The sequence below is a fragment of the Pseudonocardia autotrophica genome (assembly GCF_003945385.1).
In the GTDB taxonomy this organism is placed as follows: domain Bacteria; phylum Actinomycetota; class Actinomycetes; order Mycobacteriales; family Pseudonocardiaceae; genus Pseudonocardia; species Pseudonocardia autotrophica.
The window spans coordinates 2,978,287-3,001,483 of record NZ_AP018920.1 but is presented as its reverse complement, the minus strand read 5'-3'; the positions used below and the strand labels follow the sequence as shown (position 1 = coordinate 3,001,483).

The following is a 23,197-nucleotide window of genomic DNA, read 5'->3' as shown; positions in this document are numbered from 1 at the left end:
CATCATGATCGACTTCGGACAACTCCTCACCGTCGGGTTCACGCAGCTGATCGGCCCGTCGGCCATCTTCTTCGCGCTGCTCGCACTCGGCCTCAACATCCACTTCGGATACACCGGCCTGCTCAACTTCGGCCAGATCGGCTTCGCGCTGGTCGGCGCCTACGGGATGGGCATCTCGGTGGCGAACTACGGCGCCCCGCTCTGGCTCGGCGTCCTGATCGGTATGGCCTGCGGTGTGGCGCTCGCGCTGATCCTGGGCATCCCGACCCTGCGGCTGCGCGCCGACTACCTGGCGATCGTCACGATCGCCGCGTCGGAGATCCTGCGCCTGATCACCCGGTCGACGTCGCAGACCGGATTCACCGGCGGTACCCAGGGGCTCACCGGGTTCGGTGACGCGTTCGCGGCCGCCAACCCGTTCACCCAGCCCACCTACAACATCCTCGGGCTGACCGTCCGCGGGCCGGACCTGTGGTCGATCGTCGTCGGCTGGACGGTCGTCGGGCTGTGCGTGCTGCTCACCTGGCTGCTCGTCCGCAGCCCGTGGGGCCGCGTCCTCAAGGCGATCCGGGAGGACGAGGACGCCGCCCGCGCACTCGGCAAGAACGTGTTCGCCTACAAGATGCAGGCGCTCGCGCTGGGCGGCGTCTTCGGCGCACTCGGCGGCATCGTCTTCGCGCTGGCGACCCAGTCGCTGACGCCGGACTTCTACTCGCCGCCGCAGACCTTCTTCGCCTACGCCGCGCTCATCCTCGGCGGCGCCGGGCGGGTCTTCGGCCCGGTCGTCGGCGCCATGCTGTTCTGGTTCCTGCTGTCGGTGTCCGACGCCTTCCTGCGTCAGGCCACCGCCGGCGAGAACCCGCTGCTGCCCTTCATCTCGTCCCAGGACGTCGGTGCGATCCGCTTCGTGCTCGTCGGCGTCTTCCTGGGCCTCATGATGGTGTTCCGACCACAGGGCATCTTCGGACGCCGGAGGGAGGTGCTCGGCGATGGCCGCTGACCGTTCGCACGAGCCCGAGAACACGCACGCCGCCGACGACACCGCGATCACCCGGGACACCGACGTCCCCGCCCCCGTCGTCGACGGCCCACCGGCCGGGGCGGACGTGCCCGATCCGGGCCACGCGCTCGCCCACGTCGCCCCGGAACCGGGCGTCGCCAAGCCGGACCCGGTGCTGACCGTGGACGGCGTGACCCGCACCTTCGGCGGGCTGACCGCCGTCGACGTCGCCCACCTGGAGTTCCAGCGCGGCGCCATCACCGGCCTGATCGGCCCGAACGGTGCCGGGAAGACGACCCTGTTCAACCTGCTCACCGGGTTCGACAAGGCCGACACCGGATCCTGGGTGTACGAGGGGACCCCGCTGGACAAGCTGCCGCCGCACCGGGTGGCCCGGCGCGGCGTGGTCCGCACCTTCCAGCTGACCAAGGCCCTGGCCGGCATGACGGTCATGGAGAACATGAAGCTGGGCGCCACCGACCAGCGCGGCGAGAGCTTCCTCGGCGCGCTGTTCACCGGCTGGGGCGCACGCGAGCGTCAGATCACCGAGCAGGCCCGGGAGCTGCTGGCCCGGTTCAAGCTCGACACCAAGTCCGACGATCTCGCCGGGTCGCTCTCCGGCGGGCAGCGCAAGCTGCTGGAGATGGCCCGGGCGCTGATGATGAATCCCAAGGTCGTCATGCTCGACGAGCCGATGGCCGGGGTGAACCCGGCGCTCACCCAGAGCCTGCTCGGGCACGTCAAGTCGCTGCGCGACGAGGGCATGAGCGTGGTCTTCGTCGAGCACGACATGGACGTCATCCGCGACATCAGCGACTGGGTGGTCGTGATGGCGCAGGGGCAGGTGATCGCGGAGGGGCCGCCGTCGGCGCTGTCGTCGAACCAGGCCGTCGTCGACGCCTACCTCGGCTCGCACCACGACCAGGTCCTGGAGTTCGACGCCGACGGCAACCCGGTCGGTGACACCGCCGAGATCGTGGCCGAGATGGAGGCCGTCGAGGCCGAGGGCGGGCTGGAAGGTCCCCCGCCCGAGGTGAGCGGCGCGGAGGGGAAGCGCACATGAGCGACAACAGCGACGCCACACCCGTCATGACCCCGGAGGAGGCCGCGACCCCCGAGGTGCACAACCGGCTCGCCGAGGGGGCGCTGCTGCGGATCGACTCGCTCGTCGCCGGGTACGTCCCGGGCGTCGACATCCTGACCGGGAGCAACTTCTTCCTGCGCGACGGCGAGATCGTCGGGATCATCGGCCCGAACGGCGCCGGCAAGTCGACGCTGCTGAAGGCGATGTTCGGCCTCATCCCGGTCCGGACCGGCACGGTCCGGCTGCGCGAATCCGAGATCACCGGTGCGAAGGCGCACGTCCTGGTCACCAAGGGCGTCGGTTACGTCCCGCAGCGGGACAACGTGTTCCCCTCGCTCTCGATCGAGGAGAACATGCAGATGGGGGTGTTCCTGCGACCGCGCTCGTTCGCGAAGCGGTTCGACGAGGTCGCCGACCTGTTCCCGATGCTGGGGCAGCGCCGCAAGACCAAGGCCGGATCGCTGTCCGGCGGCGAGCGCCAGATGGTGGCGATGGGCCGGGCCCTGATGATGGAGCCGTCGGTGCTGCTGCTCGACGAGCCGTCGGCCGGGCTCTCGCCGATGCTGCAGGACGAGGTCTTCGTGCGCTGCAAGCGGATCAACGCCGCCGGTGTCTCGGTCATCATGGTCGAGCAGAACGCCCGCCGGTGCCTGCAGATCTGCGACCGGGGGTACGTCCTCGACCAGGGGCGGGCCGCCTACACCGCGGGTGGCGCGGAGCTGCTGAACGACCCGAAGGTGATCGAGCTGTACCTGGGCACGCTGGCCGGGAGCAGTGAGAAGAAGGACTGAGCCGGACCGGCGACGGCCCCGCACCCCTCCCCCGGGGTGCGGGGCCGTTCCCGTTCCCGGGGGATGGCGCCGGCGGACCCGGCCCGGCGGGGCGGCGGCTCAGCCGGGCGGCGGGACAGTAGCTCGGCGGGGCGGCGGCTCAGCGGGGCGGTGGCGGACCCCCTGAGGCGCCCCGCACCGGCGCAGAACGAAGGGGGCGGACCCCCGTGCAGGCCCGCCCCCTCGTCGTCGTGCGTGTGGCTGACTCAGCCCTGAGCGCCCACCCGGATGAAGGTGATGTCGTCGCTCAGCGTGTTCTCCGGCGTGAAGGTGAGCACGCCGTAGGAACCGGAACCGGGCTCGCCGGCGTCGGTGAAGTCCAGGGTGCCGGTCACGCCGTCGTAGTCGACGTCACCACCCTGGTCGAGGATCGCCTTGCAGTCGGCGAAGGTCGAGCACTTCTCGCCGTCCTTGGTGATCCCGTTGATCTCCGACGCGATGTCCGCACCGTTGGTCGACTTCGCCGCCTCGGCAGCCAGCGCCGAGATGATCACGGCGTCGTACGACTCACCGGCGTAGTTGACGTCGGTTAGGCTCGCGTCCTGGGCCCGCAGCCGCTCCTCGAAGTCTCCGGAGAGATCGGTCAGCGGCGTGGTGCCCTTCATGCCCTCCAGCAGGCCGGCCGGCAGTCCCTCGCCGAGGGCGTTGCCCATGTTGCCGTCGGTGCCGTAGACGCCCTTCTGGGCCGGCCCGATCTGCACCTCGCTCATCCGGGTGATGATGCGCTTCGACTCGTCGAAGCCGATCACCGCGATCGAGTCCGGGTCGAACTGCGCGACCTGGTCGATCTCCGGGTTGAACGACGCCGCGTTCGGGTCGTAGATGATCTTCTGGATCTGGTCCTGCGGGATGCCCGCGGAGACCAGGTTCTGCTCGGCGTTGTCGGCCAGACCGGCGCCGTACGGGTCGTTACGGGCCAGGATGCTCACGCGCTGGCCACCGTCGGAGGTGATCAGCTGAGCGAGGGCCTGCGCCTGCAGGATGTCCGGCGGAGCGGTCCGGAAGTACAGCCCGGCGTCCTCCCAGCAGGTGAACTCGTCCGAGGTGTTCGCCGGCGAGAACTGCACCACGCCCGCACCGGTGATCTTGTCGATCACCAGCTTGGACACGCCGGACGCCGCGGCGCCGACGATCACCTGGGTCCCGGAGGCCAGGTGCCGGTCGACCGTCTGGTTGGCGATGTCGGTGGTGTCGTCACCGGAGTCGCCGCGCAGGTGCTCGATCGGACTGCCGAGGACCCCGCCGGCCGCGTTGACCTCCTGGAGGGCCACCTCGACACCGGCGAACTCCGGCGGACCGAGGAAGGCCAGGCTGCCGGTCTCGGGCAGCAGCGTGCCGATCTTCAGCGGGTCGGTGCTCGGGTTACCGGTGGGCTGCGCCTGCGGCGGCGTGCACTCCTGACCGGCAGCGGCCGGAGCATCGCTCCCCGCCGCTTCCCCACCGCCGTCGGTGTCCCCACCGCCGCCACAGCCGGCCAGTACCAGCGACGTCACCCCGGCCAGGGCGGCGAATCGCCACGTTGATCGCGTCATACAGGTTCCCCTTCGACCGCCCCCCGCCGTCGAAGTCGCGCGGGAGGATGGGCGGAAAACTAGTACGCCCGCACCAGGAAATGGGAGCCGATCACCGCTCGTGACACGAATGTGATGATTCGACTCACGACTGTCACGTAATGATCTTTCTGGGTATCGGCGTTGCCACCCGCAGTGACCAGTCCGTTTCCCGGCGAACCGGGACGGCCGGAATCGGAATCGTTCCGAAACTGTCGATGCTGTAACGCCGGGCGAGGTCCGCACGATGCGGACCCCGCCCCGGAACAACGAACAGCCCCCGCAGCCGGGACGGCTGCGGGGGCTGTCGGGACTGTGCGACCGGGAGCGGTCAGGAGGACGACTTGGCGGGCGCCAGCCCGTCGACGACGGCCTCGGCCACCGCCTTCATCGTGGTCCGGCGGTCCATCGCGGTGCGCTGGATCCAGCGGAACGCCTCGGGCTCGGACATCTTCTGGTGCGTCATCAGCAGACCCTTGGCCCGGTCGACCACCTTGCGGGTCTCGAAGCGCTCGTTGAGCGAGGCCACCTCGTCCTCGAGCGCCTTCTTCTCGGCGAACCGGGAGACGGCGAGCTCGATCGCGGGCACCAGCTCGTGCCGGGCGAACGGCTTGACCAGATAGGCCATGGCGCCGGCGTCGCGGGCCCGCTCGATCAGGTCGCGCTGGCTGAACGCGGTCAGCATGACGACCGGGGCGATCTTCTCCTCGACGATCGTCGCGGCGGCCTCGATGCCGTCCTTCTTGGGCATCTTGACGTCCATGATCACGAGATCCGGCGACAGCTCGCGGGCCTGACTGATGGCTGCTTCGCCGTCGCCCGCCTCACCGGCGATCTGGTAGCCCTCCTCGGAGAGCATCTCGGCCAGGTCCATCCGGATCAGGGCCTCGTCCTCGACGACCAGCACCCGCCACCCGGGCTGCGGGCCGCCCTCTGCCGCCGTCTCTGCGGGAACGTTCTCGGTCACCGGGGAACTCCTTCGGGATACGTACTGGGCATGAGGTAAGGGGGCACTGGGACCGGGCCCCGAGGCTACTCGCGCACCCCCTTCCGGGTCGTCTCCCTTCGGCCTTTCGTGTGCGGAAACACGCCACCGTGGACGCGTTACCCCTCCGATCGGGCAGGGATCCGCCGCGACGCAGGTCCCGGATGCGCCCGCTGTAGCGGCCGCCGACGGCGTGCAGTTCGGGACCACCACTGATCGTGAGCCCGAACCGTCCGGCGAGGCTCTCGCTCATGGGGCGCCACGCCAGCGAGGCCGGTACGGGCAGGACGCGGTGTTCCGCACACCACCCGACGATCGCCCGGATCCCGTCGATCACCGGGAGCTCGGCGAGCCACCGGGCCACCTGCTCCTCGCAGACCCCGGCGTATCCGGCCGCGTCGATGTCGCAGACGGCGTGATCGGAGACGTGACCCGCCGCGTAGGCCGCTTCGGCCGCGACCACCGCGTCCCGGTCACCCAGGCGTTCGGCGAGGAACCGCCCCGACGAGGTCGACGGCACCGGGGTCCCGTCGATGTCGAGGAACAGCGCTCGGCGCGGCACGGAGCCACCGTAGATCGTCACTGCCGCCCGGGGTGGCTGCGCGGCTCGGTGACCGCGAGCCCCACTGACTGCGCGGCCTCGGTGACTGCGCGGCCTCAGCCGGCGCGCGCGACGAGCACCGGACAGTGCGCGTGGTGCAGCAGCACCCGGCCGACCGAACCGAGGAGCAGGCCGGCGATGCCACCGCGCCCGCGCGACCCGACCACCACCAGCCGGGCTCCGGCGGAGGCCGCCACCAACGCCCGGGACGCGCCGTCGCGCACCATCTCCGACCGGACCTCGACATCACCGAAGGCGCCGGTCCACCGGGCGAGGGCCTCGTCGAGCGTGCACCGTTCCGCCGCGAGGGCCGCCTCGGAGTCCACCAGCAACCCGACGTAGGGGTCCGACACGTCGTCGGACCAGGCGTGCAGGGCCACCAGCGGCGCACGGCGCAGCCGCGCCTCGGCGAACGCCACACCGAGCGCCGTCTCGGACGGCCCGGACCCGTCCACACCGACGACCACCGGACCGCCCGGGGTGTGCATCCCGCGCAGCACGACGACCGGGCAGCGCGCCGTCGCCGCCGTCCCGACCGCGACCGAACCGGCGAGCAGCTCGGCGAATCCGCCGCGGCCGCGGTCGCCCAGCACCAGCAGGTGGGCTCGCGCGGACTCCTGGTGCAGTGCGGTGACCGCACTCGTCTCCGCGACCGCCGTCGTGATCCGGTCCGCGGGCAGGATCTCCCGCGCGACGACGACCGCGTCCTGCAGGTTGCGCGCGGCCAGCTCCCCGGCCCGGCGGGTGCGGTCGGCCGCGCCGATCGGGGCCGGCCCACCGGTGCCCTCGAGCGGTCCGGTCGCGGCGAGCAGCCGCAGCGGGAGGTCCCGGTCTCGCGCGTCCTGCGCTGCCCAGCGCACCGCGGCCAGCGCCTGTCCGGAGCCGTCCACTCCGCACACCACCGGCCGGGCCACCGTCGGGTCGTCCATCTTGCGATCCCTCTCCGTCGTCGGTCACGCCGACGATGGCCTGCCGGGGTACGACGCGCCGCGGGCAGCGGTCCCGGTACGAGCGGGACGAAGGACTCGGGCGGAGCGGTGCGGAACCGTGCCGGAACGGCCGGGCGGATCCGCTGGACTGTGCCCCCGGTGGGATTCGAACCCACACTGTACGGTGTTTGAGACCGCTTTCTCTGCCAATTGGAATACGAGGGCGTGAAACGTTCGGCGTATTCGCGTCCGTTCCAGCGTAGCGGGCCGCCGGGCGGCCGCGACATCCGGGCGCGGCTCCCGGCCGGAGCCCCGTGGGAGATCTCAGCCGAGCCGTTCGAGCAGCACGGCGGCCTCCATGTGGTGGGTCATCGGGAAGGCATCGAACCCGCGCAGCGCCCTCACCCGATACCCGACCCCGGCGAACAGGGCTAGATCCCGGCCCAGTGCGGCCGGGTCGCAGGCCACGTGCACCACGCGGCGCGGCGCACGGTCGGCGAGTGCGCGCACGGTGGCGGCGCCGAGCCCGGCGCGCGGCGGGTCGCTGACGACGACGTCCGGGGACGGCGAGAGGCGGGCGATCTCCCGTTCCGCGCGGCCCGGCACGAACGAGACCTGGGGCAGGTCGGCGAGCGCGGCCCGGCCGTCCCGCACGGCGGACCGCGATGACTCCACCACGAGCACCCTGCCGTCCGGCCCGACCTGACCGGCCAGCACCGACCCGAGCAGTCCGACGCCGCCGTAGAGGTCCCAGCCGACGCCGCCGGCCGGGGCGTCCGCCCAGTCGCCGACGACGCCGGCGAGGGTGTCGGCGAGGGCCGGGTGCACCTGCCAGAACGTGCCCGGCGACAGCTCCCAGGTCCGGCCGGCGGCCCGCACGGTCGCACCGGCACCGACCCGGGCGGCGCCGTCGGCACCGACGGTCACCTCCAACTCGGTCCGCGGGGCGAACCGCTGCTCCAGCACCGGTTCCAGCGCTCCGGCGGGGACGAGCGAGCAGTCCGCGATCTCGCACACGTCGTGGCTGCGGTGCGCACGCAGGCCGGGCACGCCCGCGTCGTCGACGGCGAGCCGGGCCCGGGTCCGCCAGCCGAGCGGGCCACCGGGCAGCTCCTCGACGACGACCTCGTGCAGCGGCACCGTCGACAGCTCGGCGGCCGGCCCGGCGAGCCGTTCCAGCTGCTCGCGCAGCACCGCGGTCTTCAGGTCACGCTGGGCCGGGGCGCTCGCGTGCTGGAAGTCGCAGCCGCCGCAACCGCCGGGGCCCGCCCACGGGCACGGCGGTTCGACCCGGTCCGGGGAGGGATCCAGCACGGCGACGGTGTCGGCCCGGCAGAACGCACCGCCCGGGTCCTCGGTCACCACGGCGCGGACCCGCTCCCCCGGCAGCGCGTGCCGGACGAACACGACCCGGCCGTCGCCGTCCACCCCGGGGGTGCCGTCCTCCGCCGCCCTGGCCACGAAGTGCCCGCCGTGCGCGACCGGTCCGACCAGCAGCTCCAGCATCCGGTCGGTCCAGTCGGTCACCGGCGTGTCTCCTTCTTCCGGGCGGTACCCGGGCTCGTCCCTGCTGTTCGTGCTGTCCCTGCTCGTGCTGCCGGCGTGTCCTCGCCCGGCCCGGCGCTGCCGTCCGGGTAGCCCCGCCGGGACGCGCCCGGCGCCTGCAGCGGCGACAGCGCGCGGGTCCGCGACGACGACGGCAGCTGCCACGGCACGCTCGTCACCATCACTCCCGGCTGGAACAGCAGCCGCGTCTTGAGCCGCAGCGCGCTCTGATTGTGCAGTACCTGCTCCCACCAGTGCCCGACGACGTACTCCGGGATGTAGACGGTGACGACGTTGCGCGGGGAGTCGGTGCGGATCCGCTTCACGTAGTCCAGCACGGGACGTGTGATCTCCCGGTACGGGGACTCCACCACCTTGAGCGGTACCGGGATGTCGCGCCGGTGCCACTGGTCGACCAGCTTCCTGGTGTCCGAGTCGTCGACGTTGACGGTGACCGCCTCGAGGATGTCCGGCCGGGTCGCGCGGGCATAGGCGAGCGCCCGCAGGGTCGGCTTGTGCAGGGTGGACACCAGGACCACGGCGTGGTTGCGCGAGGGCAGCACGTCGTCGGTCTCGTCGGCCACCAGCGCGGCGGCGACCCGGTCGTAGTGCAGCTGGATTCCGCGCATCAGCACGAAGAAGCCCGCCATCGCGACGATCGCGATCCAGGCGCCGAGGGTGAACTTGGTGATCAGGACGGTGATCAGGACGAGGCCGGTCATGCAGGCCCCGAACCCGTTGATCGCCTGACTGCGGCGGATCCGGCGACGTTGCGCCTGATCCGGGCCGAGCTCCAGCTCCCGGTTCCAGTGCCGGACCATCCCGGTCTGGGACAGCGTGAAGGACACGAACACGCCCACCGTGTAGAGCGGGATCAGCCGGGTGACCTCGGCCTGGAAGCCGACGACCAGCAGCACGGCGAACAGCGCCAGCGCCACGATGCCGTTGGAGAAGGCCAGCCGGTCGCCACGGGTGTGCAGCTGGCGGGGCAGGTAGCGGTCCTGGGACAGGATCGAGCCGAGCACCGGGAACCCGTTGAACGCGGTGTTCGCGGCCAGCACCAGGATCAGCGCCGTCATCACGATCACGAAGAAGTAGCCGGGCCGGAAGTTGTCGAACACCGCGTCGGCGAGCTGTGCGACCAGCGTCTGCTGGCGGTAGCCCTCCGGTGCGTCCGGGAACTGCCGCGCCGGGTTCTCGGCGATCTGCACGTGGGTCAGCTGGGCGAGCGCGATCAGCCCCATGAACAGCGTCACCGACATCCCGCCGAGCAGCAGGAGCGTGGTCGCTGCGTTGCGCGACTTGGGCTTGCGGAACGCCGGTACCCCGTTGGAGATCGCCTCGACCCCGGTCAGGGCGGCCGCGCCCTGGGTGAAGGACCGCAGCACCAGCAGCACCAGCGCCAGCCCGGTGAAGGCGTCGCCCTCGGCGACCAGATCGAGATCGGCGCTCTCGGCTCGGACGTCGTCGCCGAGGATCAGGATCCGGGTCAGCCCCCAGACGATCATCGTGCCGACGCCGAGCACGAAGGCGTACACCGGCACCGCGAACGCGGCCCCGGACTCGCGGATCCCGCGCAGGTTGATCGCGGTGAGCACGACGATCGCCGACACCGCGAACAGCACCTTGTGCTCGGCGACGTAGGGCACCAGCGCGCCGATGTTGGCCGCCGCCGCCGAGATCGACACGGCGACCGTGAGCGTGTAGTCGACGAGCAGCGCGCTGGCCACGGTGAGCCCGGCGTTGCGGCCCAGGTTGACCGTGACGACCTCGTAGTCGCCGCCGCCGGACGGGTAGGCGTGCACGTTCTGCCGGTAGCTCGCCACCACCGTCAGCAGCACGACGACGACCGCCAGCCCGATCCACGGCGACATCACATAGGACGCCACGCCCGCCACCGAGAGCGTCAGGAAGATCTCCTCGGGCGCGTAGGCGACCGACGACATCGCGTCCGAGGCGAACACCGGGAGCGCGATGCGCTTGGGGAGGAGAGTGCTGGTCAGGCGGTCGCTTCGCTGCGGTCGGCCGACCACGAGCCGCTTCAGGGCGACGACGAGCGTGGACACGAGCGCAGCCTATGCCTCGTGCAACGCAACGACGCGATAGCGTTCGTGCACGTGCGCACCATCGCAGGGACGCGACCGCGCAGACGGAACGAATCGCACATCCCGGGCGGTTGCCCGCCGGAAGGACCCAGCTCGCCATGCACGTCGTGATCATGGGATGCGGACGCGTGGGCTCGTCCCTCGCCTCGGGACTGGAGCGGCTCGGCCACGAGGTCGCGGTGATCGACCGGGACCCGCAGGCGTTCCGCAGGCTCGGGCCGGATTTTCGCGGACGGCAGGTGGTCGGGTTCGGTTTCCACCGCAGTGTGCTCGACGAGGCCGGGCTCGACTCGGCGGACGCCTTCGCCGCCGTCTCCTCCGGGGACAACTCGAACATCATCGCGGCCCGGGTGGCCCGGGAGAGCTACGGCGTGGAGAAGGTCGTCGCCCGGATCTACGACGCCAAGCGGGCGGCGGTGTACGAGCGGCTCGGCATCCCGACCGTCGCCACCGTGCCGTGGACGACCGACCGGCTGCTGCGGATGCTGCTGCCCGACGGCGTGGCGACCGCGTGGCGGGAACCCACCGGCACGGTCGCGGTGCTGCCGCTGCCGCTGCACGAGGACTGGGTCGGGCGGTCGGTCCGGGACCTCGAGGAGGCCACGGCGTCGCGGGTGGCGTTCGTCGTCCGGTTCGGCAGCGGGGTGCTGCCCACCGCGACCACCATCGTGCAGGCCGAGGACACGGTGTACGTGGCTGCGGTGTCGGGCACGGTCAGCGACGTGACGGCGGCCGCGGCGGCGCCGCCGGAGGAGGACTGATGCGGGTCGCGATCGCCGGAGCGGGCGCCGTCGGGCGTTCCATCGCACTGGAGCTCGTCGAGTCCGGGCACCGGGTGATGCTGATCGAGCGCGAGCTCACCCAGATCGACCCGACCGCGGTCCCGGACGCCGAGTGGGTGCACGCCGACGCCTGCGAGCTGGCGTTGCTGGAGGACGCCGGGGTCGAGGGGTGCGACGTCGTCATCGCGGCGACCGGCGACGACAAGGTCAATCTCGTGGTGTCGCTGCTGGCGAAGACCGAGTTCGGGGTGCGCCGGGTGGTGGCGCGGGTGAACGACCCGCGCAACGAATGGCTGTTCGGTGAGAACTGGGGGGTCGACGTCGCCGTGTCCACCCCGCGCCTGCTGGCCGCACTGGTCGAGGAGGCCGTGGCCGTCGGCGACCTGGTCCGGCTGATGACGCTGCGCCAGGGCCAGGCGAACCTGGTCGAGGTGACGCTGCCGGCGGACACGCCGCTCGCCGGGCGTCCGGTGCGGGCGGTGACGCTGCCGCCGGATTCGGCGCTGGTGACGATCCTGCGCGGCGGCCGGGTGATCGTGCCGCAGCCCGACGACGCCCTCGAGCCGGGTGACGAGCTGCTGTTCGTCGCGACGACCGCGGTCGAGGACGACATCCGGGACGCGCTGGCCCACCCGTGAGCCGGGCCGGTCGTCAGGCGGGGGTGGCGCTCTCGGCCCGCCGCACGATCAGCACGGTGGCCAGCAGCGCCAGCGCCAGCAGCGGGTAGCCCATCGCGAGCCGGGCGATACCCAGCCAGGTCTCGGCGTTGGCGTCGTACAGCAATCCCTGGACCACCACCCGGGACACGAAGACGATCGCGAGCAGCCCGGTGGCGATCGTGTAGGCCCGCAGCAGTGCCGGGTTCTCCCGCCACTCCATGCCGCGCGAGTTGATGCCGTTCCAGATCACCCCGGCGATCGGCCACCGGACGATCATCGACACGATCGCGGTGAGCGCGAAGAACGAGCTGATGAGCAGGCCGGGCAGATAGAAGCCGCGGGCCTCGCCGGTCTGCCGCGCGACCAGGGCGCAGATACCGACACCGAGCAGGCCGGACACGGCCGGCTGGATCGGGTCGCGGCGGACCAGCCGCCACACCATCACGCCGACGCCGACGGCGAGCGCCGAGTAGAGCGCCGCCTGCAGCCCGCCGATCAGGTTGACCAGCACGAACACCGCGACGGGTATCGAGGAGGCGACGATCCCGGAGATGCCGCCCATCTGTTCCATCAGGGTCGGTCCCGACTGCGGTTCCCGCCCGCCGCCCGGTACCGGGGCCCCGACGGGGCCGGTCTGCTCGTCGGCGGCCGGCGGCGGGTCGACCCGCGGGATCCGGGTGGTCGGGGCCTCGTGGTGGTCGCTCACGGAATCCGATCGGTCGTCGCGGGCCGGCACGCACCGGGCCGCATCGGGTGGCTGGTCAGTGCTGGGGCTGGCAGATCTCGTAGTACGGGTTGTAGAGCACCTTCTGCCCGTCGCGGACGGAGATCCGCCCGCGCGCGCGGATGGTGCGACCGGCCTCGATGCCGGGGATCCGGCGACGGCCCATCCAGACCAGGGTGACGCCGTCGGTGCCGTCGAACAACTCGGCCCTGAGGGTGGCGTCCGCGCTCTGCGGGCAGAGCTCGACGCTGCGGATCCTGCCGAGCATCGTGACCTCCTCGCCGCAGGCGCAGTCGCGGGCCGGGCTCGCACCGGACTCCTCGGCGTCCTCGGCGAGATCGCGGGCGTCGAGCTCGTCGACGTCGCTGGTGAGCTTGCGGAGCATCCGGCGGAATGCACCGCCGTCCGTGCTACTCATGTCTCTCCTCGCCCCGCGTGGCCCGTGTTCCGCACATCGTGTGGCGACCCGCCGGGCCGTGGTGTCGCACAGCCAGGGTAACGCGCGCCGGACCCGCTGTGTGCCCGCGCAACGGCAGGTCACAGCGGGTGCCCGGCAGCGGCCACCGGTCGCCCGCCGGCGCCCGGTGGTTGCTGCCGGGCAGTCCGGCGGGCCGAGCCCTGCGATATGGCGCCGTTCAGTCCCGGCGGTGCTTCCCGAGATCGCGGGGATCGGTGCCGTTGCTGCGCCGACCGGACGACCACTGCCCGGTCGCACCGGAGACGCCCGCGGCGCGGCCCGCCTCCCCGACCGGTTCGTCCGGGTCCTCCCCCGGCTCGCCGGTCGCGCCCCGCGCCGATGCCATGGCGCGGCTCGCGCGGTAGTCGGCGAGGCCGGTGACACCGTTCCCGTGCCGGGCGGGTCCGTCGCCCTGGGTGCCGGCCCGGCCGGCGTCCGGCTGCCCGGCCGATGCGCTGCGCAGCAGGTCCTGCAGGGCACTGCGGGCCTCGTCGGCCGAGGTCGGGCCACCGTCGCGGTAGCGGTCCGCGGACGTCGACGGTGCCCGGAACAGGTCGTCTCCGGCGGGTCCGGGGTCCACGTGGCCGCCGGTGTCGCGGTCCGGGACGTGCGTCCCGTTCACCCGGGCACCGGTCCCCTGGCCGCCTGCCGCGTAACCGGCCGGTTCGTAGCCGCCCCGCTCGTAGCCGCCCGGCCGGTAGCCGTTCGGTTCGTAGCCGCCCGGTGCGCGGCCGCTCGGCTCGTAACCGCTCGGCTCGTAGCCGCCGGCTCCGTGGCCGCCTGTCCCGTGGTGACCGGTTTCACGGGCGTCGGGCTGCCGGCCGCTCGCGGAGTGGGCCGACGTGCCCCGGTCCGGGGCCGCACCGGTGGGCTCCGCCGCGCCGGCGGCGGTCCCGTGCCGGTGGGTGTGCCCCGGCTCGGCGGGCTCGTCCGTCCGGCCCCGGCGGCCGGAGGGAGCGCCGGTGTACGCGTCCGCGGTGCCCGAGCGGCGGCGGCCGGTGCCGGCGTCCAGGGCTGCCGAGGCGAGGAGGTCGGCAACCGACATCCCGCCGCCGGTGCCCTCACCGTGCCTGCCGGAGCGCCGGGCCGCGGCGATCTCCGCCGACATCCAGCCCTCGTCGGCGGCGCCGTTGCGGTTCTCGTCCCGCCGACGGCCGGAGACCCGCTCCGGCCGATCGGTCACTCGTCCCGACCGTTCGGTGGCTCGCTCCGAGCGGTCGGTCGCCCGTTCCGGCTGGTCCGTGGTGACCGGGCGCTCACGGCGTTCCCGGCGCGGCAGGGCCGGCGGCGGCTCGGGGGCCCGGTCGAGCGTGGCCTCCATCAGCGGGACGTCCGAGAGCGGGATGTCCTCGATCGCCAGCGCCGGGCGCGGCCGGCTCTCCGGCCGGTCGTCGCCGAGCCCGTCGTCGTGACCGGCGGGGGCATCGCTGCGGGCGAGCAGCTCTGCGGCGTCCACCCGGCCCGCCTCGTCCCGGTCCTGCGGGCGGCGGCGCCGGGAGCGCCGGGCCGGGTCCCGGTCGGCGGCCGGTGCGGTGCCGGACGCACCGGCACCGAACGTCGGCGCGTCCTCCCCCACCCGGGCGGGCGGGTCGGTGCGGCCGGGCAGGTCGGAGGAGCGGGTCGTGCCGCGGACGGGCTCGTTCCGCGCGCTCTCCGCGTCGGCGAGCAGGTCCGCCACCGACAGTGAGGTCACCGCCGGGTCACGGCGCACCGGCAGCTCGGGAGCAGGCTCGGGGGACCGTTCCGGGGCTCGCTCAGGTGCACGGAACGACCGCTCCGGCGCTCGGGCCGGTTCCGGGGCGTGCGCCGGTAGCGGTGCGTGGACCGGCTGCGGACGGGCCTCGGCCGCGGGGACCCGGCCGGCTCCGGTCGCCGGACCGGTCCGGCGCCGCGGGGCGAGCTGCTCCCGGTCGTCCGGCACCGGGCCGCCGCGCGCCGGCTCCGCGGCCCTACTGCGCCGATCGGGCCGGCCGTAGCGGCGGTTCGCACCGGGTGCCGGTGCGTCCGGCTCGTCGAGATCGAGCGGGCCCGCGGCGATCGCGGTGCGCTCGGCCGGCGCCTCCGGCGGCGGGACCGGCCGGGCGAGGGCCGTCCGCTCGGCGGGGTCCTCCGGGGGGACCGCCGACGCCGCTGCAGGACGGCGGGTCACCGCCGGCAGTGCCCGGGTCTCCGGTTCCGGAGCGACGCCGCCGGGACGCCGCAGCGGTGCGGACACCGGCCCGGCGGCCGCGGCGCGCCGCGGCGCGGCCGGTCGCACGTCCTCACGCGCGGGCACGGCGTCCGGACGCGGCGTCGCGCCGGTTCCGGGCCGCGGGGTGGCACCGGTGTCCGGGCGTGGCGTCGCGGTGGTTCCCGGCCTCGGGGTGGCACCGGTGTCCGGACGCGGCGTCGCGCCGGTCGTGGGTGCCTTCGTCGCCCCCGACTCCCCGGCGGGCTGGGGCACCGACACCGTGATGCTCGGCTTCTGCGGCGCCACCTCGGGCTGCTTGCTCCGCATGTGCTCGGGCAGTTCGAGCGGCAGCACCGTCCGCGGCGGGTACGGCGACTTCCCGCGCACGACGATGATCCCGCGCAGCACGCGACGCAGCTCGACGTCCAGCGCCTCGACGGTCTCCAGTGCCGCCGTCGCGACGCCGTAGACCATCCAGCGCGGACCGTCGCAGCCGACGAAGACCGACGCCGCGTTCTCGGTACGCGCGTGCAGCTCGCGGCCCCAGTCGCCGCGTGCGGTGCGGATCCGCGCGCCGCCGTTGCGTAGCGACTGCTCGATCTCGGCGGACAGGTCGGCCCACAGGCCGGAGGACCGGGGTGCCGCGAGTGCGCTGACCGCGATCCGGCCCTCGGGCAGCAGCAGGTGGACGGCCTGCGGGCGCTCGGCACCCGCGGGTTCCAGCTTCAGCTCGGCGCCGAAGGGCACCGGGACCTGGATCGCCCCGAGATCGACCCGGGACAGCGCGTCCGTCATCGACGGGTCGAGTTCCTCGACGTCGGCCGGCCCGAGCGGGCGGCCGCCGCTGCCGGGCGGCGGCACCGACAGCGGAGCGTCGCCGACGCCGTACTCGTCGTCGTCGTACTGCTCGTCGTCGTACTGCTCGTCGTCGTACTCGTCGTCGGCATACGGGTCGTCGGCGTAACCGTCGTGCGCGGCGTCCGGTGCACCGGAGCGACCCCACTCGGGGTCGTCGGGGTCGCCGCCGTCGAAGCCCTGCGGAGTGCGGTCGCGGGCGTAGGCCGGCTCGTCGCGCTCGCTGCGGTGGCTGAGCAGCGGTGGCTCGGACCGGTCCCAGCGGCCGTCCGCGGCGACCCGCTCGTCGCGCTCCTCGGGGGTGGCGCTGCGGAACCGGCCGGACGCGTCACGGCGGACCGGCGGCACCACGGCGGTGGCCGACGCGGCGTCCGGCGCCGGAGGCCGGGGGCCGGCTCCGTTACGTCCGGCGCTGTGCGGTCCGCCCCCTGCGGCGCCGTTGCGAGCAGCGCCGTTGGGCCCGGCGCCGTTGGCCGAAGCTCCGTTGCGTGCGGTGCCGTTGCGTGCGGTGCCGTTGCGTGCGGTGCCGTTACGTGCGGCCCCGTTGCGGTTCTGGCCGCGGCCACCGGCGCCGTCGGGGGCGGCGCCGCGCGGGCCGCCGGGGCCACGACCGCGGGTGTCACCCGGCGCACCGTTACGACCGGTCGGCCCACCGGCACCGTTGGGCGGCTGACCCGGCCGGGCTCCCCGGGCTGCGTCCTCACCCGCGTAGTGCTCGGCGTAGTCGTCGTAGGGATCGACGTCGGAGTCGTCGCCGTACCCCGGGTAGCCGGGGTAGGTCCCGGTGCCGGTGTCCTCGACCCCGTGCTCGGGCTGGATGTCGAACATCCGCCCCCGTGTGCGTCCGGGCATCAGCGGGTACCTCCCCCGGGTTCCAGAGCAGCGTTTCCGCCGGTCGAGCCGTGGCCGCCGACGCCGCGTACGGACTCCGGCAGCGCCGGGACCTCGACGAACCGGGCGGTCTCGACCTGCTGCACGACGAGCTGTGCGATCCGGTCCCCCCTGCGCAGCGTGACCGGCTCGGCCGGATCCAGATTGATCAGACAGACCTTGATCTCGCCGCGGTAGCCGGCGTCCACCGTGCCGGGCGCGTTGACGATCGACAGACCGCAGCGGGCGGCGAGCCCGGAGCGGGGATGCACGAACCCGGCGTAGCCCTCGGGCAGCGCGATCGCGACGCCGGTGCCGACGAGCGCGCGGGCCCCCGGCGCGAGCACCAGGTCCTCGGTGGTCACCAGGTCGGCCCCGGCGTCTCCTGGCCGCGCATAGGCGGGAGGCGGGATGTCGGGATCGAGCCGGGTCAGCAGCACGTCGACAGACGGTGCGACCAGCGGTTTGTCCGGGGGAGCGGGCGCGGAACCGGGCACGGCGGGCGACGCTACCCTGGGACACGTGAGCGATCGGCTTCCGGAGAGCGACTCTGCGACGTCCGGCCCCACTGCGTTCGACGAGCGGTTGTCCGTCCCGGTGTGGTGGTACCTGCTGGCGTTCGGCCTCGGCAGCCTGATGGGTGCCCAGATCCACATGGGTTATCCAGGCCTGCGGGCCTGGATCGGCTACGCCACCATGATCCCGCTGTGCATCGGCGTGCTGTGGTGGATGGGCCGCAGCCGCACCACGGTGCGGGACGGCAAGCTCGTGTCGAACGGGCGGGAGCTGCTTCTGTCCCAGGTCGGCCTCACCGACACGGTGCAACCGAAGGACAAGCAGCAGGCGATGGGCCCGGATCTCGATCCGTCGGCCTACGTCCTGCACCGGGCCTGGGTGGGCCCGCTGGTCCGGGTGGAGATCACGGACCCGGGCGGCGGCGAGCCGTACTGGGTCCTGAGCAGCCGCCGACCGGCCGAGCTGCGGTCGGCGATCGCAGCGGCCCAGGCACCGCAGCCACAGATCCCCTGACCGGCCCGTCGGCGGCCCGGCGCAACCCCGCCGGCGGCCCCGTGGAACACGGACGGGCCCCGGCGGAGTCCGCCGGGGCCCGTTCGATGTCCGTCGTTCGTCAGGCCGCGCAGTCGCGGCAGAGGAACTGTCCGCCCGAGGAGCTGGCCAACCGGCTGCGGTGGTGCACCAGGAAACAGCTGGCGCAGGTGAACTCGTCCGCCTGCTTGGGCAGCACGTTCACCGTCAGCTCCTCGCCGGACAGATCCGCGCCCGGGAGTTCGTAGCTCTCCGCGGTGTCGGTCTCCTCGACATCGACGACCGCGGACTGCGCCTCGTTGCGGCGCTGCTTGAGCTCGTCGAGCGAGTCCTCGGCCATCTCATCGGCCTCGTTGCGACGCGGAGCGTCGTAATCGGTCGCCATGGGTCTCACCCTTGCCATTCACGTCGTGCTGCTCACTCCGGCCCGGTGAGCAGCAGGTCCTTCGCCTTGGTTCACTCGTCGCGTGCCGCAGGGGAACGTCGCGGCGAGCGGGTTTGTGCCCGGCAGCGGTAGTGACGCCGGTCTCACTCCGCCGACGGTTCGGCATCGATCGTCCCGCGTCCCGTCCGGAGAAACCGGTCCGCCACCGGCGGGCGGCAGGGTAGCCCAGCGGCCGGAGGGCGCTGCGAGGGGTATCCCACCGGGCTCCCCGCCGGGTGACGCCGCCGACGACGCCGGGTGTCGTGGCGGTCGCGCCGCCGTCGTCGCGACTAGGGTCGGTCGGCGTGACGACGAGCGCCCGCACGCCCACACCCGGTGCCGATCCCGCCGCGGTCGGCGAGTGGCTCGCCACCGTCCTCGGCGACGAGCGGTGGAGCGCGGCCGAACTGGCCCCGATCGGCGCTGGCCGGTCGAACCTCACCTACCGGGTCGACTCCCCCGCCGGCTCCGTGGTGCTGCGCCGCCCACCGGTCGGGGAGGTCGCCGCAACGGCCCACGACATGGGCCGTGAGCAGCGGGTCATCGCCGCGCTCGCCGGCACCGGGGTGCCGGTGCCCGCGGTGCTCGCCACCCATGACGGCACCAGCCCCGGCCCGACCGACGCGCCCTGCTTCGTGATGGAACTCGTCGACGGCGTCGTGCCCCTGACCGACCTCCCGGGCGGCTGGGCGGAGACCGAGGACGACCGGCGGCGGGCCGGGGAGGCACTCGTCGACGTGCTCGCCACGCTGCACGCCGTCGACCCCGCCGAGGTCGGACTGGCCGACTTCGGCCGCCCCGACGGCTTCATGGAGCGCCAGATCCGGCGCTGGGGCAAGCAGTGGGCCGCCGCCCGCGACGGCGACGATCCGGTGCCGGTCGAGGAGTCCGTGGAGACCGATCTCACCCGACTCGCCGAGCGACTCGCCGCGGACGTGCCCGCCACCCAGCGGCACACGATCGTGCACGGCGACTACCGGCTGGACAACTGCGTCTTCGACGCGGCCGACCCGGGCCGGGTCCTCGCCGTCCTGGACTGGGAGATGTCGACGCTCGGGGATCCGCTCGCCGACGTGGGCCTGCTGCTCGTCTACTGGAAGCAGGCCGGCGACACCGGGATCTGGGCGGACGCCCAGCCGCTGCCCGGGCCGACGACGCTGCCCGGCTTCCCGACCCGCCAGGAACTGGTGGCCGCCTACGCCGCGCGCACCGGACTCGATCCCGCCCCGCTGCCCTGGTACGTCGCGTTCGGCGCGTTCAAGCTGGCCGTGGTGCTCGCCGGGATCCTCGCCAGGGTCCGCGCCGGATCGGTGCCCGCCCAGATGGCGGAGGGACTGGAGGGCTCGGTCGGACCGCTCGTCGCGCTCGGCCATCACGTGCTGGACGGGGGCCGGTTCTGATGTTCCCGGGGATCTCCCGCCACGAGCGGCCCTACGAGCGCCGACGCACCCGGCCGATCATCTTCACCTCGGCGGCGCTGGCCGTGGTCGCCGTCGTCACCTGGACCGTCGTGCTCGGCAACGCGTCGGACGGACCGTCGTCGACGAACTGCCCGGCGCCCGCCGCCGGCGCGCTCCCCGGCACCGAGCTGGACCGCACCGAGCTCGAGGGGATCGGCCCGGCCGCGCCGCGCGACGTCCGGTTCCAGGTGCTCAACGCCGGCGGCCAGCGCGGCCAGGCGAACCTGGTGTCCGCACAGCTCAAGGATCTGGAGTTCGGCGAGGCGGACGCCCCGGGCAACGACCCGGCGTTCCCGGACGGCGACCTGGCCTGCATGGGCCAGATGCGCTTCGGGGCCGACGGCGAACCGGCAGCAGCCACCCTCGCCCTGGCACTTCCGTGCGTCGAGCTGATCCGGGACGAGCGCCCGGGCGCCGTGGTCGATGTGGTGGTCGGCACCGCCTTCACCGACGTCGCACCCGGCCGTGCGGCCCGCGACGTGCTGGACCAGCTGTCGTCACCGGGGGTCGAGGGCGGCCCGCGGGCCGACGCGGGCCTGCTGACCCAGGCCCGCGAAGGGGTCTGCTGAGCGGCGAGGTCTCAGACCTGCGCGGCGCCGCTGCGACGGGCCAGCTCGACCAGGTCACCGGCAACGCCGGGGGCGACGGCCAGGGTGACGTCGTCGCCCAGCCCGTCGACCGTCCCGCCGGCACCGGCCAGGTCGGACATCCCCGGTGCGACGGCGATGTGCAGTACCGCACCCGCCTCCCGGGCGATCAGCGCCCCGGCCGCCCAGTCCCACCAGTTGCAGCCGTGCTCCAGGTAGCCGTCCAGCCATCCGGCGGCGACCGCGCACAGGTCGAGCGCCGCTGCACCGGCCCGGCGCACGTCGCGGACCTCGGGCAGCATCGCCGCGACCATCCGCGCCTGCCGGGCCCGGCGCTCGGCCCGGTAGGCGAATCCGGTGCCGATCAGCGACTGGCCGATCTCGGTGGTCGCCGCAACCGCCAGCGGCCGCCCGTCGCAGGTCGCGCCGAGCCCCCGGCCGGCCGACCAGAGCCGTCCCGAGGCGGGCTCGGCGACCGCCCCGGCGACGGTCGCGCCGGCCTCCACCGCGGCGATCGAGATCGCGTACCAGGGCAGGCCGTACAGGTAGTTGACGGTGCCGTCGATCGGGTCGACCACCCAGCGGGCGGTGGCCGCGTCGCCGGCACCCTCCTCGCCGTACACCGGCTCCCCGGGGCGCAGCTGCGCCAGCCGGTCCCGGACGAAGCGCTCCACCGACGCGTCCGACGCGGTCACCACGTCGGTCGGCGACGACTTCGTCGACACCGCGCCGGCAGCTCCGGCCCCCGCCGCGCCACGCGGGGCGGGCAGACTGCGCAAGTGCTCGGCCGCCTCGGCCGCGACCTGCTCGGCGACGGCTCGGAGGGCGGCGGAATCGCTGGTCTCGTGCGGGCTCACCGCCCCATCCGACCACGCGTGGGAGCACTCGGACGCGCGGGGCGGCGTGAGGTGCGTCCCCTCCCGCGGTGCGCAGTTACAATGGAACACGCACCCCGTCTCCGGGACGCGCGGCGACCACCATCGACGCCGGCGACCGAGGCGGTGCCAGGACAGAACATTCCGACCGATCCGTGATCTCACCGCCCGGCGAGCGTCCCGGCGATCCGGTCGCGTAACGACTCCAGCGCACGTAGCGAGAGGGCCCAGGTGGCAGCCGCAGACTCCGCAGCACGCAGCGACTCGACCGTCGATCCGACGTCGGGTCCCGCATCCCGCAGCCGCCGTACGTCCGGTGCGACCGCGTCCACCACCACGGCGAGCAGCACCGTCAAGAAGGCGGCCCCACGTACCCGCAAGGCCGCAGCACCGAAGACCGGTCCGAAGAAGGCGGCCCCCAAGAAGGGAACCGACCCGGCGACGGACGGCGAGGGCGTCGAGCTCGACGAGGCCGCGGTCGACCTCGAGGACGGTGAGGTCGAGGCCGCCGACATCGAGGCCGACATCGCCGAGGCGGCGGCCGACGAGACCGTCGAGGAGCCGGACGAGGACGACGACTCCGACGACGAGACCAACACCGGCAAGAACCGGGTGGCACCGACCACCCGTTCGTCGCAGCAGAAGTCGGCCGACTTCGTCTGGGACGAGGAGGAGTCCGAGGCGCTGCGTCAGGCGCGCAAGGACGCCGAGCTCACCGCCTCCGCCGACTCCGTCCGCGCCTATCTCAAGCAGATCGGCAAGGTGGCGCTGCTCAACGCCGAGGAGGAGGTCGAGCTCGCCAAGCGGATCGAGGCCGGTCTCTACGGCGCGGAGCGGATCCGCAAGCTCTTCGAGTCGAACGAGAAGCTCTCCCCGCAGATGCGGCGCGACCTGCGCTGGATCGTCCGGGACGGCGAGCGCGCCAAGAACCACCTGCTCGAGGCCAACCTGCGACTGGTGGTGTCGCTGGCCAAGCGCTACACCGGCCGCGGCATGGCGTTCCTGGACCTGATCCAGGAGGGCAACCTGGGCCTGATCCGTGCGGTCGAGAAGTTCGACTACACCAAGGGCTACAAGTTCTCGACGTACGCGACGTGGTGGATCCGGCAGGCCATCACCCGCGCGATGGCCGACCAGGCCCGCACCATCCGTATCCCGGTGCACATGGTCGAGGTCATCAACAAGCTCGGCCGTATACAGCGTGAGCTGCTCCAGGATCTCGGGCGCGAGCCCACTCCCGAGGAGCTTGCCAAGGAGATGGACATCACCCCGGAGAAGGTGCTGGAGATCCAGCAGTACGCCCGGGAGCCCATTTCTCTGGACCAGACCATCGGCGACGAGGGCGACTCGCAGCTCGGTGACTTCATCGAGGACTCCGAGGCGGTCGTCGCCGTCGACGCGGTGAGCTTCACGCTGCTGCAGGACCAGCTGCAGTCGGTGCTGGCGACGCTGTCCGAGCGTGAGGCGGGTGTGGTCCGGCTGCGGTTCGGCCTGACCGACGGCCAGCCGCGCACCCTCGACGAGATCGGCCAGGTCTACGGCGTGACCCGCGAGCGGATCCGCCAGATCGAGTCGAAGACGATGTCGAAGCTGCGCCACCCGTCGCGGTCCCAGGTCCTGCGGGACTACCTGGACTGATCGGCGGGCAGCCTCCCGTT

20 protein-coding genes and 1 tRNA gene are annotated in these 23,197 nt (G+C 73.3%); 9 read left to right on the top strand and 12 right to left on the bottom strand.

The window, feature by feature from the left end:
* The first annotated feature begins 4 nt into the window (after nt 1-4).
* Genes Pdca_RS14240 through Pdca_RS14230 form a run of 3 tightly spaced genes read left to right on the top strand, consistent with a single transcriptional unit; the run spans nt 5 to nt 2,875 of the window.
* Nucleotides 5-1,000 (top strand): branched-chain amino acid ABC transporter permease, encoded by a 996-nt coding sequence (locus Pdca_RS14240; protein ID WP_085914414.1) that lies wholly within the window; start codon nt 5-7, stop codon nt 998-1,000.
* Nucleotides 990-2,063: an ABC transporter ATP-binding protein gene (locus Pdca_RS14235; RefSeq protein WP_085914415.1), complete on the top strand. Its 1,074-nt coding sequence runs from the start codon at nt 990-992 to the stop codon at nt 2,061-2,063. Before Pdca_RS14240 ends, Pdca_RS14235 begins: the two co-directional genes overlap by 11 nt.
* Complete coding sequence (locus Pdca_RS14230) at nt 2,060-2,875, top strand: ABC transporter ATP-binding protein (protein ID WP_085914416.1); 816 nt, start codon at nt 2,060-2,062, stop codon at nt 2,873-2,875. The genes Pdca_RS14235 and Pdca_RS14230 overlap by 4 nt, the downstream gene beginning before the upstream one ends.
* Nucleotides 2,876-3,120: 245 nt before the next feature.
* Here Pdca_RS14230 and Pdca_RS14225 read toward each other — a convergent pair whose 3' ends face one another.
* The 6 genes from Pdca_RS14225 to Pdca_RS14200 form a co-directional block, all read right to left on the bottom strand.
* On the bottom strand, nt 3,121-4,446 hold the full coding sequence (locus Pdca_RS14225; RefSeq protein ID WP_085914417.1) for an ABC transporter substrate-binding protein: 1,326 nt from the start codon (nt 4,444-4,446) through the stop codon (nt 3,121-3,123).
* Between the two features lie 349 nt (nt 4,447-4,795).
* A complete protein-coding gene (locus tag Pdca_RS14220; RefSeq protein WP_085914418.1) occupies nt 4,796-5,431 on the bottom strand; it encodes an ANTAR domain-containing response regulator in 636 nt (211 codons plus the stop codon).
* Nucleotides 5,432-6,106: 675 nt separating this feature from the next.
* Nucleotides 6,107-6,979: a universal stress protein gene (locus tag Pdca_RS14215; RefSeq protein WP_085914419.1), complete on the bottom strand. Its 873-nt coding sequence runs from the start codon at nt 6,977-6,979 to the stop codon at nt 6,107-6,109.
* A gap of 151 nt (nt 6,980-7,130) precedes the next feature.
* Nucleotides 7,131-7,204 (bottom strand) — tRNA-Leu (locus Pdca_RS14210).
* Between the two features lie 99 nt (nt 7,205-7,303).
* Nucleotides 7,304-8,485 (bottom strand): class I SAM-dependent RNA methyltransferase, encoded by a 1,182-nt coding sequence (locus tag Pdca_RS14205; RefSeq protein ID WP_085914435.1) that lies wholly within the window; start codon nt 8,483-8,485, stop codon nt 7,304-7,306.
* A gap of 17 nt (nt 8,486-8,502) precedes the next feature.
* A complete protein-coding gene (locus tag Pdca_RS14200) occupies nt 8,503-10,590 on the bottom strand; it encodes an APC family permease (RefSeq protein ID WP_085914420.1) in 2,088 nt (695 codons plus the stop codon).
* Between the two features lie 137 nt (nt 10,591-10,727).
* On the opposite strand from Pdca_RS14200, the gene Pdca_RS14195 reads away from it, so the two are divergent.
* Nucleotides 10,728-11,390: a potassium channel family protein gene (locus tag Pdca_RS14195; RefSeq protein WP_085914421.1), complete on the top strand. Its 663-nt coding sequence runs from the start codon at nt 10,728-10,730 to the stop codon at nt 11,388-11,390.
* A complete protein-coding gene (locus Pdca_RS14190) occupies nt 11,390-12,049 on the top strand; it encodes a potassium channel family protein (RefSeq protein WP_085914422.1) in 660 nt (219 codons plus the stop codon). Before Pdca_RS14195 ends, Pdca_RS14190 begins: the two co-directional genes overlap by 1 nt.
* Nucleotides 12,050-12,062: 13 nt before the next feature.
* On the opposite strand, the gene Pdca_RS14185 is transcribed toward Pdca_RS14190, so the two are convergent.
* The 4 genes from Pdca_RS14185 to dut form a co-directional block, all read right to left on the bottom strand.
* Complete coding sequence (locus tag Pdca_RS14185; RefSeq protein ID WP_085914436.1) at nt 12,063-12,776, bottom strand: DUF3159 domain-containing protein; 714 nt, start codon at nt 12,774-12,776, stop codon at nt 12,063-12,065.
* 55 nt (nt 12,777-12,831) lie between these two features.
* Nucleotides 12,832-13,212, bottom strand: a complete 381-nt coding sequence (locus Pdca_RS14180) for an OB-fold nucleic acid binding domain-containing protein (RefSeq protein WP_085914423.1) — start codon at nt 13,210-13,212, stop codon at nt 12,832-12,834.
* Between the two features lie 217 nt (nt 13,213-13,429).
* Nucleotides 13,430-17,128, bottom strand: coding sequence for a DUF3710 domain-containing protein (locus Pdca_RS37555; protein ID WP_085914424.1), 3,699 nt, complete (start codon nt 17,126-17,128; stop codon nt 13,430-13,432).
* Nucleotides 17,128-17,643 carry a dUTP diphosphatase gene (gene dut / locus Pdca_RS14170; RefSeq protein ID WP_085914425.1) on the bottom strand — a complete coding sequence of 172 codons (516 nt, stop codon included), beginning with the start codon at nt 17,641-17,643 and terminating at the stop codon, nt 17,128-17,130. Before dut ends, Pdca_RS37555 begins: the two co-directional genes overlap by 1 nt.
* 25 nt (nt 17,644-17,668) lie before the next feature.
* Between dut and Pdca_RS14165 the strand changes: the two genes are divergently transcribed.
* Nucleotides 17,669-18,175 (top strand): DUF3093 domain-containing protein, encoded by a 507-nt coding sequence (locus tag Pdca_RS14165; RefSeq protein ID WP_208115267.1) that lies wholly within the window; start codon nt 17,669-17,671, stop codon nt 18,173-18,175.
* 100 nt (nt 18,176-18,275) lie between these two features.
* Here the strand turns inward: Pdca_RS14165 and Pdca_RS14160 are convergent, their stop codons facing one another.
* Nucleotides 18,276-18,578 carry a DUF4193 domain-containing protein gene (locus Pdca_RS14160; protein WP_020626973.1) on the bottom strand — a complete coding sequence of 101 codons (303 nt, stop codon included), beginning with the start codon at nt 18,576-18,578 and terminating at the stop codon, nt 18,276-18,278.
* Between the two features lie 344 nt (nt 18,579-18,922).
* Here Pdca_RS14160 and Pdca_RS14155 point away from each other — a divergent pair, with 344 nt between their 5' ends.
* Complete coding sequence (locus Pdca_RS14155) at nt 18,923-20,017, top strand: phosphotransferase family protein (RefSeq protein WP_085915763.1); 1,095 nt, start codon at nt 18,923-18,925, stop codon at nt 20,015-20,017.
* Nucleotides 20,017-20,646: an envelope integrity protein Cei gene (cei, locus tag Pdca_RS14150; protein ID WP_085915762.1), complete on the top strand. Its 630-nt coding sequence runs from the start codon at nt 20,017-20,019 to the stop codon at nt 20,644-20,646. Before Pdca_RS14155 ends, cei begins: the two co-directional genes overlap by 1 nt.
* 11 nt (nt 20,647-20,657) lie before the next feature.
* On the opposite strand, the gene Pdca_RS14145 is transcribed toward cei, so the two are convergent.
* Nucleotides 20,658-21,521, bottom strand: a complete 864-nt coding sequence (locus Pdca_RS14145; RefSeq protein WP_085915761.1) for an inositol monophosphatase family protein — start codon at nt 21,519-21,521, stop codon at nt 20,658-20,660.
* A gap of 204 nt (nt 21,522-21,725) precedes the next feature.
* Here Pdca_RS14145 and Pdca_RS14140 point away from each other — a divergent pair, with 204 nt between their 5' ends.
* On the top strand, nt 21,726-23,177 hold the full coding sequence (locus tag Pdca_RS14140) for an RNA polymerase sigma factor (protein WP_085915760.1): 1,452 nt from the start codon (nt 21,726-21,728) through the stop codon (nt 23,175-23,177).
* Nucleotides 23,178-23,197 lie beyond the last annotated feature (20 nt).